This window comes from Streptomyces sp. NPDC003034, assembly GCF_053591375.1.
In genome coordinates, this window is sequence record NZ_JBSFTS010000011.1 from 122,817 (window position 1) to 137,272 (window position 14,456).

General features: G+C 73.1%; 14 protein-coding genes. 6 read left to right on the top strand and 8 right to left on the bottom strand.

From position 1 onward, the window contains the following. The first annotated feature begins 113 nt into the window (after positions 1 to 113). The 6 genes from ACWDX7_RS14475 to ACWDX7_RS14500 all read left to right on the top strand — a co-directional run bounded on the left by ACWDX7_RS14475 (position 114) and on the right by ACWDX7_RS14500 (position 7,153). Positions 114 to 1,958, top strand: coding sequence for a GMC oxidoreductase (locus ACWDX7_RS14475; protein WP_451489599.1), 1,845 nt, complete (start codon positions 114 to 116; stop codon positions 1,956 to 1,958). Continuing rightward, complete coding sequence (locus ACWDX7_RS14480; RefSeq protein ID WP_451489598.1) at positions 1,939 to 2,592, top strand: acetoacetate decarboxylase family protein; 654 nt, start codon at positions 1,939 to 1,941, stop codon at positions 2,590 to 2,592. The genes ACWDX7_RS14475 and ACWDX7_RS14480 overlap by 20 nt, the downstream gene beginning before the upstream one ends. Positions 2,593 to 2,640: 48 nt before the next feature. Then, positions 2,641 to 4,443 carry an AMP-dependent synthetase/ligase gene (locus ACWDX7_RS14485; protein ID WP_451489597.1) on the top strand — a complete coding sequence of 601 codons (1,803 nt, stop codon included), beginning with the start codon at positions 2,641 to 2,643 and terminating at the stop codon, positions 4,441 to 4,443. After that, entirely contained in the window at positions 4,440 to 5,072 is a 633-nt protein-coding gene (locus ACWDX7_RS14490) for a hypothetical protein (RefSeq protein WP_451489596.1), read from the top strand. Before ACWDX7_RS14485 ends, ACWDX7_RS14490 begins: the two co-directional genes overlap by 4 nt. 108 nt (positions 5,073 to 5,180) lie before the next feature. Beyond that, positions 5,181 to 6,113 (top strand): alpha/beta hydrolase family protein, encoded by a 933-nt coding sequence (locus ACWDX7_RS14495; RefSeq protein ID WP_451489595.1) that lies wholly within the window; start codon positions 5,181 to 5,183, stop codon positions 6,111 to 6,113. Positions 6,114 to 6,187: 74 nt separating this feature from the next. Next, positions 6,188 to 7,153 carry an alpha/beta hydrolase family protein gene (locus tag ACWDX7_RS14500; RefSeq protein ID WP_451489594.1) on the top strand — a complete coding sequence of 322 codons (966 nt, stop codon included), beginning with the start codon at positions 6,188 to 6,190 and terminating at the stop codon, positions 7,151 to 7,153. A 93-nt stretch (positions 7,154 to 7,246) separates the two neighbouring features. Here the strand turns inward: ACWDX7_RS14500 and ACWDX7_RS14505 are convergent, their stop codons facing one another. The 8 genes from ACWDX7_RS14505 to ACWDX7_RS14540 form a co-directional block, all read right to left on the bottom strand. Then, complete coding sequence (locus tag ACWDX7_RS14505) at positions 7,247 to 7,993, bottom strand: maleate cis-trans isomerase family protein (RefSeq protein WP_451489593.1); 747 nt, start codon at positions 7,991 to 7,993, stop codon at positions 7,247 to 7,249. Continuing rightward, the gene (locus ACWDX7_RS14510; protein WP_451489592.1) at positions 7,994 to 8,713 is read right to left on the bottom strand and encodes a hypothetical protein; all 720 of its coding nucleotides are present in this window, start codon (positions 8,711 to 8,713) and stop codon (positions 7,994 to 7,996) included. Further along, the gene (locus tag ACWDX7_RS14515) at positions 8,710 to 9,546 is read right to left on the bottom strand and encodes an SDR family oxidoreductase (RefSeq protein ID WP_451489591.1); all 837 of its coding nucleotides are present in this window, start codon (positions 9,544 to 9,546) and stop codon (positions 8,710 to 8,712) included. Before ACWDX7_RS14515 ends, ACWDX7_RS14510 begins: the two co-directional genes overlap by 4 nt. Then, positions 9,543 to 10,538, bottom strand: coding sequence for a hypothetical protein (locus ACWDX7_RS14520; RefSeq protein WP_451489590.1), 996 nt, complete (start codon positions 10,536 to 10,538; stop codon positions 9,543 to 9,545). The genes ACWDX7_RS14515 and ACWDX7_RS14520 overlap by 4 nt, the downstream gene beginning before the upstream one ends. Continuing rightward, positions 10,535 to 11,323 (bottom strand): hypothetical protein, encoded by a 789-nt coding sequence (locus ACWDX7_RS14525; protein ID WP_451489589.1) that lies wholly within the window; start codon positions 11,321 to 11,323, stop codon positions 10,535 to 10,537. Before ACWDX7_RS14525 ends, ACWDX7_RS14520 begins: the two co-directional genes overlap by 4 nt. Before the next feature lie 4 nt (positions 11,324 to 11,327). After that, a complete protein-coding gene (locus tag ACWDX7_RS14530) occupies positions 11,328 to 12,518 on the bottom strand; it encodes an aromatic ring-hydroxylating dioxygenase subunit alpha (protein ID WP_451489588.1) in 1,191 nt (396 codons plus the stop codon). Positions 12,519 to 12,645: 127 nt separating this feature from the next. Beyond that, positions 12,646 to 13,653, bottom strand: a complete 1,008-nt coding sequence (locus tag ACWDX7_RS14535; RefSeq protein WP_451489587.1) for an alpha/beta hydrolase family protein — start codon at positions 13,651 to 13,653, stop codon at positions 12,646 to 12,648. Beyond that, positions 13,650 to 14,453, bottom strand: coding sequence for a hypothetical protein (locus ACWDX7_RS14540; RefSeq protein ID WP_451489586.1), 804 nt, complete (start codon positions 14,451 to 14,453; stop codon positions 13,650 to 13,652). Before ACWDX7_RS14540 ends, ACWDX7_RS14535 begins: the two co-directional genes overlap by 4 nt. Positions 14,454 to 14,456 lie beyond the last annotated feature (3 nt).

Below are 14,456 nucleotides of genomic sequence, written 5' to 3' on the forward strand. Positions count from 1 at the left end.
CGGGCTCCGCCCGCACTATGACCGGGCGGTCACATGACCGCCCGGTCACGCCGCGCAAGCGATGTCCTCGCCCCCGGTGCGACCGCCGGGCCGGTCGCTGTGCGGGAGCCGCAATGCCCACCTCTTCACCACCCGAGCACGCTCCGACGGCAACGGCCGCCCCGGAGCCTCCTCCGCCAGACGACGTCGACGTGCTGGTCATCGGATCCGGCTTCGGCGGCAGCGTCACCGCCCTGCGCCTGACGGAGAAGGGCTACCGGGTGGCCGTCCTGGAGGCCGGACGCCGCTTCACCGACGCCGACTTCCCGCGCACCTCTTGGCGCGTCCGCGACTACCTTTTCGCCCCCCGCCTCGGCTGCCGCGGCATCCTGAGGATGACCCTGCTGGGCCGGGTCCTCGTACTGAGCGGAGCGGGCGTCGGCGGCGGCTCCCTCGGCTACGCCAACACCCTCTACGATCCGCCGCCGCCGTTCTACGAAGGCACCCGGTGGGCCGCCATCACCGACTGGCGCACCGAGCTCGCCCCGTACTACGACCAGGCACGGCGCATGCTCGGTGTCGTACCCAACCCCCGCTTCACCCCGTCCGACCGGGTACTGAAGGAGGCGGCCCGGGAAATGGGCCGAGAGCACACCTTCAGCACCACCCCCGTGGGCGTGCACTTCGGACCGCCGGGCGCCGCACCCGGCACGACCGTCCCCGACCCCTACTTCGGCGGTGCCGGTCCCGACCGCGCCGCCTGTCTGCACTGCGGGGCGTGCATGACGGGATGCCGCCACAATGCCAAGAACACCCTGCCCAAGAACTACCTCGGCCTGGCGGAAGCGGCCGGCGCCACCGTCGTCGCCGAACGGACCGTCACCGACGTACGCCCGAACGGCGCCGCCACCGGCTCGGACGCCGACGCCGACGCCGCCAGCGGCTCGGACGCCGGATGGACGGTCACCTCCATCCGCACCGGACGCACCCTGCGCCCGGACACCCGCACCACCACCGCGCGGCACGTCGTCTTCGCGGCCGGAGCACTCGGCACCCAACGCCTGCTCCACCACCTGCGTGCCACCGGCGTCCTGCCCGGGCTCTCCCCTCGCCTGGGCCACCTGACACGCACGAACTCGGAGGCCGTCCTCGCCGTACGCTCACCGGACCCCGAGGCCGACTTCACCCACGGCGTGGCCATCACCTCCTCCGTGCACCTGGACGAGGCGACCCACGTGGAACCCGTCCGCTACGGCCCCGGCAGCAACCTCCTCGCCCTGCTCGGCGCTACCCTGACCGACCCGGTCCCCGGCCGCTCCCGGCTCCTTGCGGGCATCACCGCGATGGCCGCGAACGCCCGCCGCCTGCCCTCCCTGCACCGCCCGCGCCACTGGGCCCGGCAGTCGGTGGTCCTGCTGGTCATGCAGTCGGCCGACAACTCCCTCACCACCCGTCTGCGCCGCGGCCCGTTCGGACCGCGCCTGACGAGCCGGCCCGGCGAAGGCGCGCCCAGCCCCACCTGGATACCGCTCGGCCACCGCCTGGCCCGCACCGCGGCCAGGCAGAACGCCGCCCTGGCCTGCGGCACCTGGGGCGACCTGCTCGACATTCCCACCACCGGCCACCTCATCGGCGGGTGCGCCGTCGCCGATGACGCCGGACACGGAGTGGTCGACCCCTACCACCGCGTCCACGGCCACCCCGGCCTGCACGTCATCGACGGCTCCACCATCTCCGCCAATCTGGGCGTCAACCCCTCCCTGACCATCACCGCCCTCGCCGAACGCGCCACCGCGCTGTGGCCCAACCGCGGCGAGGCCGATCCGCGGCCCGAGCCCGGTGAGCCCTACCGCCGGGTGGATCCCGTACCGCCGCGCCGCCCCGCGGTACCCGCGCACGCCCCGGCCGCCCTGCGATTCACGGCGTGCCCCCGACCACCCACCGAAGGACAGGCTCCCGATGCCGACGTATCCGCCTGAACCCTGGCACCTGGCCGGGCAGATGTACCTTTCCCTGTGGCTCGTCCCGCGCAGGGCCCTGCCGCCCCTGCCGAAGGGGGTCCGCCCCCTCACCCTCGCCGGCCGGGCCGTCATGGGCGCCGCCTGGGTCCTCTACGAGAACGACAGCGTCCTGCGCTACAACGAGGTCCTCTCCGCGGTGCTGGTCCGCGACGGTCTGCGGCCCCGGGTCACCATCACCGACATCTGGGTGGACAGCCCCGCGTCGATGGCCGGGGGCCGCGAACTGTGGGGGATCCCGAAGGAGCTGGCCGCCTTCGACATCACCCGGGACAAGGACTTCCAGGCCTCGGCGCGGACCGACGCCACGGCCGTGTGCGCCGCGTCCTTCCGCCCCCGGATCAGGCTGCCGGGTCGCTGGCCGGTGGCCTACCGCGTCACCCAGCAACGCGGCGGACAGCTCAGGACCAGCCCCGTGCGCAGCCGAAGCGCGGTCGGCCTGGCCCGGGCGAACTGGCGGATCCCGTCCGGTAGCCCCTTGCGGCTCCCGGTCGGCGGCCCGCCGCTGCTCAGCGTGGCCCTGCACGACTTCAGCCTCACCTTCGGCAGCCCCGCCGCCCGGCCACCGTCCGCACCGTCCGACCCGGTGGTCTGAGACCACGTCGAGGCCCCCGGCGGCCCCCTTACCTCCCGAGGAGCGCCCATGACGCCCATGACGCCCGTGCCCGATCCGCCCGCGACACTCTGCGAGGCCTTCCAGCGGACCGTGGCCGCCCGCCCGCACGCACCCGCCCTGCTCACCCTCGACGGCACCGCGCTGACCTGGGCTCAGTACGCCGATCGGGTGGCCTCCGTAGCCGCCGCCCTGCGCCACCTCGGTATCGGCCAGGGCGAGCCGGTGGCCCTCATGCTCACCAACCGGCCCGAATTCCACGTCGCCGACTGCGCCGCTCTGCACCTGGGAGCCGTCCCGTACTCCCTCTACAACAGCCTGCCCGCCGACCAGGTACACGACCTGCTCGTCAGTACGGCCGCCCGCCTGGTCATCACCGAAGCCCGCTTCCTGCCCGTCCTGCGCGCCGCCGCCGCCGGAACGGCGGTCCGGCACCTGCTCACCGTCGACGCGGCCCAGCACACGGGCGAGGATGCGGTCCTCGCCCTGGCGGACGCCGAGGCCGGCGCCCCCGGCCCCCTCGACCTCGCCTCCGCCTTGGATGGCGTGGGACCCGAGGACCTCGTGACCCTCATCCACACCTCGGGCACCACCGGCCGTCCGAAAGCCGTCGAGATCACCCACCGCGCCATGATGAGCCAACTCGCCGGCACCCAGCAGCTCCTGGAGGTGACCGGCGAGGACAGCCACATCTCCTTCCTGCCCGCCGCGCACATCGCCGACCGGTGGGGCTCGCACTACACCCACCTCCTGTGCGGAACCAGCCTGACCTGCCTGGACGACATCTCCCGGCTCCCCGAGGCCCTCACCCTCGTGCGACCGACCCTCTTCGGCGCCGTCCCCGCCGTCTGGCAGCGGATCCGCGCCGCCCTGGAGGGCGCGCTCGCCGACGCCGACCCCGCACTCCGCGAACTCGTCGAGGACGCACTCGTCACCGGCCGCCGCCTCGCACCCCGCCGGTGGACCGCCGCCCTCAGTCCGTCCGAGCGGGCGGAACTCGATGCGGCCGACGCGATCCTCGCCGAACTGCGCCGCCGCGCCGGGCTCGACCGCGCCCGGATCTGCATCACCGGGGCCGCGCCCCCGCCCGAGGGCCTCCTGGAGTTCTTCCACGCCCTCGGACTGCCCCTCACCGACGCCTGGGGCATGTCCGAGCTCAGTGGCATCGCACTCACCGCCCGGCCCGGGCGGCAGCGGCCCGGCACGGTCGGCCGGCCGGTCCCCGGCGCCGAGGTCAAGATCGCCGACGACGGGGAACTCCTCGTACGCGCGCCCTTCCTGATGCGCGGTTACCGCGACGAGCCCGAGCTCACCGCGCGGACCGTGGACGCGGCGGGATGGCTGCACACCGGCGACCTCGCCACCCTCGACGCCGCGGGAGATGTCCGCATCGTCGACCGCAAGAAGGACCTCATCATCAACAGCGGCGGCAAGAACATGGCCCCCGCCCGCATCGAAGGCGTGCTGAAGGCGTCCTCGCCCCTGATCGCCCACGCCGTCGTCATCGGCGACGGCAGGCCCTTCAACGTGGCCCTCCTCGTCCTCGACCGGGAGGCCGCCACCGCGTGGGCCCGCCGTGAAGGCATCGCCTCGGCCGAGCCCTGGAACACCCGTACGGAGGAAATCGCCGCCGTACTCGCCGAAGCGGTGGCCGACGCCAATACGCGCCTTTCGCGCCCCGAACGGATCCGCGCCCACGAGGTCATCGTGGAGGAATGGGCGCCCGGCGGACCTGAGCTCACCGCAACGCAGAAGGTCCGCCGGGCCGCGGTGGCCGACCGGTACGCCGACCTGATCGAGGCCCTGTACCGGCACGGTGCGGCGACCCGGTGATCTCGGGCGCGCTGGCGCTGATCGCCGCCGTCCAGATACTGCTGGCCGTGACCGCCTGGCACACGGGACCGCCCGGCCGGCTCACCAGCCTGCTCGGCTGCGCCCTGGCCTACGACTCGGCCGTAGTGGCGGGCGGCGTCCTGCTCGGCGCGGGCCCGGTGCTGGAGACTCTGAACTTCGGCCGCTTCCTCGTCCACGCCCTGGGCACACCCCTCGTCGTGCCCTGCGCCGTCCTCGCGCTGCGCGCCGGCCGCACGGCCGTCGGCGCCGCGTGGGTCGCTGCCGGCGCCCTGGCCGTGCTCGGCGCGGCCACCACCCTGCCCGGCCTGCGGCTGGAGCCCCGCACCTGGGCGGACACCCTGCGGTACGCCGACGCCGAGTCCGGCGGATTCCCGCTCGCTGCCGTCCTCGCGATCGTCGTGCTCCTGGTGATCGGTGTGGTCGCGTGGATCCGCCGGACGACACCCTGGATCGCGCTCGGCGCCCTCGCCGTCTTCGCGGCCTCCGCCGCGGCTTTCGCCGCGCCCCCGCTGGGGAACCTCGGCGAGGCCGTGATGCTGGCCGGCCTGGCGGTCGCACGGCGACGGCCGCCGACCGAGCCAGTCGCCGCGCCTGTTCCGTTCGAGTGAACAAAGTTCCGTAGAAAGAAACAGCAGCCATATTGGCGCGTACGCGTCATTGTGCTGAAGTGGCGTACAACGTTTCCCTCTCCGATACCCCAACAGGAGGGTACTTCCGTGCTGCGCAGACTCATGCGCGCGGTCCCGGCCGTCATACTGGCCGTCGCCGCCACCCTGGCCGCCCCCACCGCCCTGGCGGCCACCCCGCCCCCCACTGCCCTCGCGGCCGATCACGCGGCGCCCGGGTCCTTCCCCGTCGCCTACGCGGACGTGACCGTCTCCGCCTCCGGCCGCTCGTACAGCGCCCGCGTCTGGTACCCGGGCGCGACGGCCGGCGCGGGCGCCCCCGTGGCCCAGGGGCTCCACCCCGGACTCGCCTTCGGACACGGCTTCTTCCAGGACATCTCCAAGTACGAGAGCACCCTGCGCCACTACGCCTCGTGGGGCTTCATCACGGTCGCCCCCAAGTCCCAGGGCGGCATCTCGCCCAGCCACACCGGCTTCGCCGACGACCTCAACGCGGCCCTCGCCTGGCTGACCACCCAGAACTCCACCGCCGGCTCACGCTTCGCCGGCGCCGTCGACACCAACCGCTACGCCCTGTCCGGCCACTCCATGGGCGGTGGCGCGGCCCTCCTCGCGGCGTCCCGCAACCCCGCCGTCAAGAGCGTCAGCACCCTGGCCGCCGCCGAGACCAAGCCGTCAGCGGTCACCGCCTCCGCCGCGCTCACCGTCCCCGCCCAGTACGTCGGCGGCAGCAGGGACACCGTCGCGGGCGTCGACGGCCACCAGCGCAAGATGTACGACGCGAAACGAGCGCCGGCCCAGCTCCGTGTCATCACCGGCGGTTTCCACTGCGGTTTCACCGACAGCGGCGGCTTCGGCTGCGACAGCGGTTCGGTCACCCGCGCCGAACAGCAGCGCCTCACCCGCTCCGTGACCACGACCTACCTGCTCTACACGCTCGGCCTCGACGCCTCCCTCCACGACCGGGTATGGGGCGCGGCCGCGCAGAACCAACCGGGAGTCGTGTACAGCGCGAAACCCTGAACGGCAGCGCGCTGGTGACCCCGGCCGCAGAAGCAGCCTTCACACCGACGACAGCGAACAAGACGGGATCACTGATGGCACACGCCACGCACCACACACGGCTCAGCGTCAGCCGAGGTATCACGGCGGGCCTGCTCGGATTCGCCCTCCTGACCGCCGCGGGCACCGCGAGCGCGGCCCCCACCGAGACCCCCGAGGGCCCCACCACCGTCCCCACCCGCGTGTACACCGCCTCCGTCGGAACCGACGCGGCCGACATCTACTACCCCGAGACCGGCAGCCGGCTGCCGGTCGTGCTGCTCCAGCAGGGCGCCAACGTCGACAAGAGCCACTACGAGGGATACGCCCGCACCGTCGCCGCGTTCGGCTTCGCCGTGGTGGTCCCCAACCACCTCCGGTCCGTGTTCGGCGTCCCCGGCCTGTGGGCCTCCGCCGACCAGAGCCTGACCACCGTCGCCTGGTCGAAGGCCGAGAACACGCGGACCGGCAGCCCCCTCGCCGGCCGGCTGGATCCTGCCAGTTTCGCCCTCCTCGGCCACTCCTTCGGTGGCGCCGCGGGCGTCGCCACCGTCCAGGGCCAGTGCGCGCCGCCGTTCTGCTTCGGCCTCCCGCCGGGCGCCGTCACGCCCGCCGAGCTCAAGGCGGCCGCCTTCTTCGGCACCAACAACGCTTCGCCCGGCGGCGGTCCGGTGGCCCCGATCAACAACACCGTGCCGGTCGCGCTCATCCAGGGATCCGCCGACGGCGTGGCCGCCCCCGCGGCCGCGCGGGCCACTTACGACGCCTTCCAGACCAAGCCCAAGGCGCTCGTCAGCGTGGCCGGGGTCAACCACTACGGCATCACCGACGTGCAGAACCCGCCCGGGGCCGCCCCCGACCCCTCCGCCCAGAGCACCGGCCAGGTCGAGGGCATCCGTACCGCGGCCCGCTGGTCGGCGCTCTTCCTGAAGGCCTCGCTGGGCGACGCCTTCGCCCGGTCCTACGTGCGCTACTGGGGCGATTCAGCGGACTCCGCGGTCACCGTCCAGCAGGCCCACTGAGCCCGCGGCACACCACGGAGGCGGCATCCCGCCGGCAGTCCGCCGGTGAGATGCCGCCTCCGTGGTGTGCCGCGGTCGCTGTGCCGTCCGCCGTCAGTGCTCGCGAAGCAGCGTGCCGTAGCCGTGCAGTGTGTCGGCGCAGCCGTTGTCCCGCAGGGCCATCCACCACGTGGCGGCGTTGATGGCGATCACGGGCAGCCCGAGCCACCGCTCCGCCTCGTCCGCGAGTGACACCATCGACAGGTTCGTTCCGCACTGCACGATCGCCTCGACGCCCGGTATCGCCGCCAACTCGACCAGCACCGAGCGCAGTTCGGCCTCCGATACATGGGCGATGGAAACCGCCGTCGGACATCGCAGGCCCTTGATGCCGGCCACCTCGAAGCCCAGCTCGGTGAAGAACCGGTCGACATTGGCATCGCCGACCGGCTGATACGGGGTCACCACCGCGATGCGCCGCGCCCCGAACAGGCGCAGGGCCCGCTCGCAGGCCTCGGCGCCGGTGGCCACCCGCAGACCGGTGAGGTCATGGATCTGCTGGACGAACGCCCGGTTGCCTTCGACACCGCCCCAGAACGTCTCCGCGCTCATGCCCATGACCATGTAGTCCGGCTCGCAGGTCAGCACGCGCTCGCAGGCCGCGCCGGTCTCCTCGCGGATCTGCTCCAGCAGCCGTTCCATGCCGGAGTCCCGGTCCATGTTCTGGTCGCGGATGTGGATGCGGGAGAAGTGCGCGGTCACACCCGGTACGGACATCCGGTAGAAGTCCGGTTCCACGATGGTGTTGGTACTGGGGGCGATGACGCCGAACTTGCGCCGCCAGCCGAGACTGTCCGTCATTCATGCCGCCGATCGGCCGGAGGAAGGGGAAGCGGGGGAGGAAGGCGAGGACGAGGACACGAGGTCGCGCCGGCGCTTCGCCAGCCGCCATGCGAGTACGACGAAGGCGCCTTGAGTGAGGGTGTTCGCCGACTGCTCCACCCACTGCAGCGCCACGCTCTGCTCGGGCCGGGCCGCCAGCGGCCCCAGCACGTACATGCCGCTGAGCCACAGCCCGCCCGCGACCGCCGCCGGGATGTCCCCGTCGGAGCGGGCGAGCAGGATGAGGCGTACACCGCAGACCGAGACGGCCACGATGGCCACCACCATGTTCGGCACCGTCGACCCCAGGAGCAGCCCCGCCGCCCCCGCGGCCAGCCAGAGCGACGCGAGCCCCCACAGCGGCGGAGGTCTGCGGCCGGCCCCCGGACCGCGCCCGTCCGGGGGCAGGGTGAGGACGGCGTGGGCGAGCAGCAGAAAACCGGCCGACAGGCACGGGAAGAGCGCCTTGTCCATGCCTTGGACGTCGGGACCGTCCAAGGCCACCAGCAGTTTCCAGGTGGCCTTGGAGAGCCCGCCGAGGAGGACCAGGGCCGTCCCCGCCGCCGCGGTCCGGGCGGCGGTGCGCGCGCCGTGCTTCCGCAGCGGCCCGATCAGCAAGGCGGCCCCCACGCCCGTCAGCACCACCGGCACGAAGTCCTCGACCGCGAGCGACAGCGGATAGTCCGGACCCGCGCTCACGAGGCACCCTCCCGCTCCGGAGCGGCCGGCAAGGCCTCCGGCAGCACCGACCGCCTGCGCAGCGCCGCCATCGCGAACCGTTTGGCAGCCTTGCGGCGCGTCAGCCACGCCACCCGGCCCCCGTTGGCCGTACGGTCGGCCAGGACCCGGTCCGCCAGCCACGGCGTCACCGTCTCCACCCGGTCGGCCAGGATGTTGAGCACCGCCCGTGCCTTCGGGTACTCGTCCGGCGTGTACTCGTGCAGCAGCAGGTCGGTGACGACGATCCCGGGCGACAGCAGCAGCGCCCGGACGTCGTGCGTACGGGTCTCCTGCTCCTTGCGGAGGTCGGCGGCCAAGGCTTGGGTGAGGTAGGTGACGGCCCTTTTGCTCGCGCCGTAGACACTCAGGCCGGGCATGATCCGGCCGTCGGAGCCGAAACCCTCCATGTTCCACACCCGGCCCCGGCCCAGGCGCAGGAAGTGCTCGGCCGCGACGGCGCTGCCGTTGAGGACGCCGCGCAGGTTCACCGCCGTCACAGCGTCGGACTCCCGCGCACTCAGCTGCCACAGCGGCCGGCGGGCGGTCGTCGCCCCGGCGTTGTTGATCCAAGCGTCGGCAGGCCCGAAGGCGTGCTCGACCGCGGTCCACAGCGCGGCCACCTGGTCCCGGTCCGTCACGTCCGCCACCCGGCCGACCGCCAGGGAGCCGCCCCCGAGGCTCGCCAGGGCGGCCTTCACGCCTGCCGCGTCGCGCCCGCAGAGGGCGACCCGGCAGCCCCGGTCGAGGAACGCGCGGGCCAGCCCCAGCCCGATGCCCCGGGTGCCGCCGGTGATGACCACCGTCGAGGTCATGACGCCGCCTCCCAGTCCAGTACGCCGTGCAGGACCCCGGCCAGCGCGTTGCCGCCGAACAGCTGGTACGTCACCGCCAGCCGGCCGCCCGCCGCCATCGCGGGACGGGCGTCGAGCATGAACTCCCGGCCGCGCACCCGGTGCACCTCCCCGTCGGTGAAGTGCCACAGCGGGAAATTGGCCCGGCCGAACGCCTGCGCGTTGCCCCAGGCATCAGGTCCCTCCCAGAACTCGCGGGTTCCGTCGCGACGGCGCTCCACCGTGAAGGAGTGGTCCAGGCCGCTCCCGCGCCAGGTGACGTGGTGGCGCGCGCGCAGCAGGTCCAGTGGCCGTACGGCGATCTCCACCTGCACGTCCCCGAGGTACTTCTGCTCCGCGCTCCACAGCTCGCAGGAGCCGGTGAAGCCGCCGGACCGCTTGGTGGGCAGGATCCACGGCACGGGGCCGCAGGCCGTCTCGGCGGCCAGGTGCCGGGAGACGCGTTCGCGGGCGGCCTCGTCGTGGTCGTCGTGGTCGTCGTGGTCAACGTGGCCGGTGGTGCGCACGTACACGCCGTTGAAGCATCCGATCACCGTCCAGCCCTGGTGCAGCACCGAGGAGTAGACCTGGGTCAGGCCGTCGGGCAGGACGTGGTTCCAGGTGTTGAGCGCCACCTGCCAGCCGGGCCCGTAGTAATGGGCGTCGACGAAGGAGCCGTAGGGCTGCCCGCTGCCGTGGAAGTCCGGACCGGTGTAGAGGCGGTTGTCGTCGGCGTCGGTCACCGCGAAGGCGAACGGCGCGGCGAGCTGGAACCGGCCGGCGAGCGGCCCGCCCTGAAGCAGTCCGCCGTCCATCCGGTACACCGTCCCCCCGTCGGTGAACTCGGAGGAACGGCGGATGTCTTCGTAACCGCACCAGGTCCCCTGCGCGTCGAACAGCGAGGGCCGGCCGTGCCATTGCCCCGCGATGCGCTGCTGCCACCGGCTCGGACCGGCCCCGGGGGTACCGCTCATGCCGCGGCCTCCTCATCGGGAAGTCTGCCGGTGGTCAGCAGCCCGCGCAGGCCGTCGGTCACCGCCGTGCCCAGCAGCCGGTCCACCTGCGCCCAGACGGGGTCGATCCCCCGGCTGAACAGGGCCTCGCGCAGGCGGCGGTCGCGCAGGGGCGCGTCGCCCTCCTTGGCCTCGCCGGCGGCGTCGGCCGGGAACACCCGGGCCAGCTCCAGCCAGTGGCGCAGGTACTCCTCGGCGAAGGGGGTGACGGCCCGCAGCGCCTCCGCGTCGGCGCGGTGGACGAGCATCCACGGCGACATCAGGGAGCGTTGGCGGGGGCTGATCGCCGCCGGGGTGAGGCCGGGTATCTCCGAGGCCCGGCTGTAGGGCCCGGTCAAGGGCCCGTACACGTGGTCCGCGTAGGCGGGGCTCACGGCCAGGTCGACGCGCGGGACCAGGTCCAGGTGGAAGGCGTACCCGCCATGGGCCTGGACCGAGTCGAGGGTGAAGTGCGGCAGCGGGGAGCCGGCGGCGCCGAAGGCGAACACCATGTGGCTGTCGAGGCCGAAGGCCGGCACCACCAGCGAGACGGTCACGACCGCGTCGACACCGCTCCGGCCGCCGCCGCGGAAGTAGCGTACGGAGCCCACCGGATCGGGACCCGCGGGGGTGGTCAGTACGGCCCAGGGCGTGGGCCGCTCTTCGACGGCCGCCGCGTCGAGGAGGGCCTCCAGGACGGTGCGGGACAGCCGGGCGGCCGGGGTCGCGCCGTCCGTGGCGGCGTCGGATGGTGCGGAGGGCGTCATACGGCTACTCCTTCTCATGGGCCGGTGCCGGGGACTGGGACCGTTCGACGGTCGGGTGGAAGCCCTGGGCCTTCTGTTCCCAGGCACGGGCCAGCTCGGGCACCGCACGCCGGCCCGGCGAGGCGATGACGGTGGCGCTGCGCGCGGGGACGTCGCCGATGATGCGGTCGGCGTCACCGACCGCCCAGCCCTTGGCGGCGAGTTCCTGGCGGCGCCGGCGGTAGGCGACGGAGATCATGTCGGAGCGCAGGTGCAGTTCGGCGCCGAGGTCGGACGGCAGCAGCTCCGGACGGGTCCCGTCCACGACCGGGGCGTCCTGGTCGAAGATGCCCAGCACCCGCTTGCGGGCGTTCCTGTCAGCCCAGTCACCGGTGAAGAAATCGCGCAGCGCCACCCACTTGACGAGGGTGGTGGTCTCGTCGACGGGGATGTTGGTGTCGTAGATGATCATGTTGCCCAGCGGCAGCCGCACATGCAGTTTGATCAGGTTGGGCAGCATCCAGCCCGCCGTGGTCACCACCGGCGGCCGGTCCTTGCCCCGGGATCCGCGGTCCGTGTACAGCCTCGCCCACAGCCCCTTGGCGGCGGGCGGGTTCAATGCCACCGTGGCGAAGGCGGACCACTCGTCCGGCTGCTCGACCGTGTACTCCTCGACCTCCGGCCGGTCCGGATTGCCGAAGGCGCCCGCGTGCACGAAAGGGGTGTGCGCGATGTCGCAGCCGTTCTCCAGGATCCGCTCGTAGTTGGAGTGCCACAGGTACTCGCCGGTCACCGCCTTGAACCGGCCGCCGTCCCCCACCAGATCATCGAACTCGGGCCAGTGCGGGATCGGCGGCCGCTCCTCCTCGGGGAGCTCGCCCAGGAACACCCAGACGAAGCCGTACCTCTCCTGGACGGGGTAGGAGTCCACCCGCGCCTTCTTGGGGATGCCCCGGCCCGGCTGGTTGGCGGGGATCGTGGTGCACGCGCCCTCGGTGTCGAAGCGCCAGCCGTGGTAGGGGCACACCACGCAGTCGTCCTCGACGGTGCCCGCGGACAGCGCGGCCCCGCGGTGCGCGCACAGGTCCGACAGCGCGACCGGCTTCCCGGCCGGGGTGCGGTAGAGCACGAGGGACTGGCCGAGGCAGACGGCCTTCAGCGGTTTGCGGACGACACGGTCGGAGAACTCGACCGCGTACCAGAAGTTCTTCAGCATCGGTGGGGCACCTCGCGGTTTCTGACGTCTCGGCGGGAGCAGGCGGAGCAGCGGCGGACGACGAGAGGGGGGCGGGATCAGCGGCGGGATCAGCGGCGGACGATGAGAGAGGGGGGGGAGGGCGGGATCAGCGGCGAACGACGGAGACCAGTCCCGGATGCGGGGGCGTCAGCAGGGCCCCGTACGCGGCGGTGTCCGCCGGGGAGGGCCGCTCCGGCAGGGTCGCCGCGCAGAATGCCGTCGCCAGGCGGCCGATGAGGGCGCGGGCAGCGCTTCCGGCGGCCTGCGGCGGCTCCAGGAAGGCGCGGGCGCTGGTCGGGTCCACGGGATCGCAGAACGTGAAATGGCCCGCCCCCGCGAGCTTCACCCAGGCGTGCGCCCCGTCCGCGTCGGGCAGGGCGCGGTGGAACGTACGGGCGACGGGGTCGGTGGTGGCCGGGTCGGCGCCTTCGGCCGGGCCCGCCGTCGCCCCGTACCGGTCCGCGCTCGCGGCGATCACACCGTCGTGCTCCCCCGACATCAGCAGGACGGGGACGCCCGCCGCGACCGGCAGGACGGTACCGGGCGGATGGCCGAGCGCCGCCGCCACCAGGGTGTGGGCGCCGTACGTGAACACCCCGCGCAGACCGGGCACATGAGCGGCGGACTGCAGCGCTACCGTGCCGCCGGCCGAGTGGCCGCCCACCACCACCCGCCCCGTGTCCAGCAGCCCCGCCAGGGGGGAGGAGGCGGCGGCCAGCTCCGTCAGGGCCGTGAGGACGGCGCCGATCAGCGGCGTCGTCGCCCGTGTGCCGTACGCGCCCGGTGGGCAGGCTTCCAGGTCGATGCCGGGCGTCACTCCGTGGCTGCCGGCGAACAGCTCTCCGACCAGCTGGGGCGTCACCGCGACGAAGCCCCGGCCGGCCAGCAGTACCGCCAGCCACCGGTAGGAGTCCGCGGGCACGTTGATGCCGGGGAGCAGGACGACGACCGGGAACGGGCCCCGCCCGGCATCGGCCGCGACCACCCCGGTCAGCCGCTCGGTGTCGGATCCGGTCGCCCGGGCGGGATAGCAGACCCTCAGCTGCGCCGTGTCGAAGGGCTCCTTGAGGCCGGGGACCCGGCAGGCCCACCACAGGGACCGGACCTGGTTCACGAAGGCCTCGGCAGGACGCGCTCGCCGCCCCACAGCCCCCGCACCAGCCGGTCGGTGAGCTGCTCGCCGAAGTACCGTACGGCCATCACGTTCGCCGGGTCGCGCTCCACGATGTTGCGGCGGACCGCCAGGTCGGCGGCGGCCAGCGCTCCCCGCTCCCCATCCGGCACCGGCTCCGCCTCGTCCACCCAGGTGAGCCAGCGATCGACGTGCTCGTGCGTCAGGCGCCGCACCAGCTCGATGTGCCGCTCGTCGCGGGGCATGGAACAGCAGTAGGCGGTGGGGGAGAGGCTGCCGCGGATGAAGCCGCTGCGGCTGGTGAACCAGGACAGGTTTTCGTACTCCTCCCGCACCGCGAGCCACTCCTCTTCGGCGGGGGCGTAGTAGCGGTCGTAGTAGTCCCCGTCGGCCACCAGGCTGGTACGGGGCACGGAGTCGAGGTAGAACCATCCGCCCGGCCAGCACAGCAGGGCGATGCCCAGGTGAGGGACGCGGAGGTGCGGGCCCAGCCAGACGGTGAGATGGAGATTGACGAAGCCGTGCTCCGGGTCCCCGACCCAGGAGTGGATCATCCAGTCCACCTCCGGACCGCTGAAGCCGGCCAGTGAACCCCGGGGACCGCCCGCCGCGCCGAAGGATTCCAGCTCCTCGGTGGAGGGGTCCCGGTGCAGCTCGAAGCGGGCCGTGATCTTCGCCTTGAGCTCGCCCAGCAGTTCCTGCCACTGGACGAAGGTCTCCGTCACATCGGTGACCGCGGACTCGTCGGTCATGTCCTGCACGGCCTTGAGTGTTTCCGACACGTC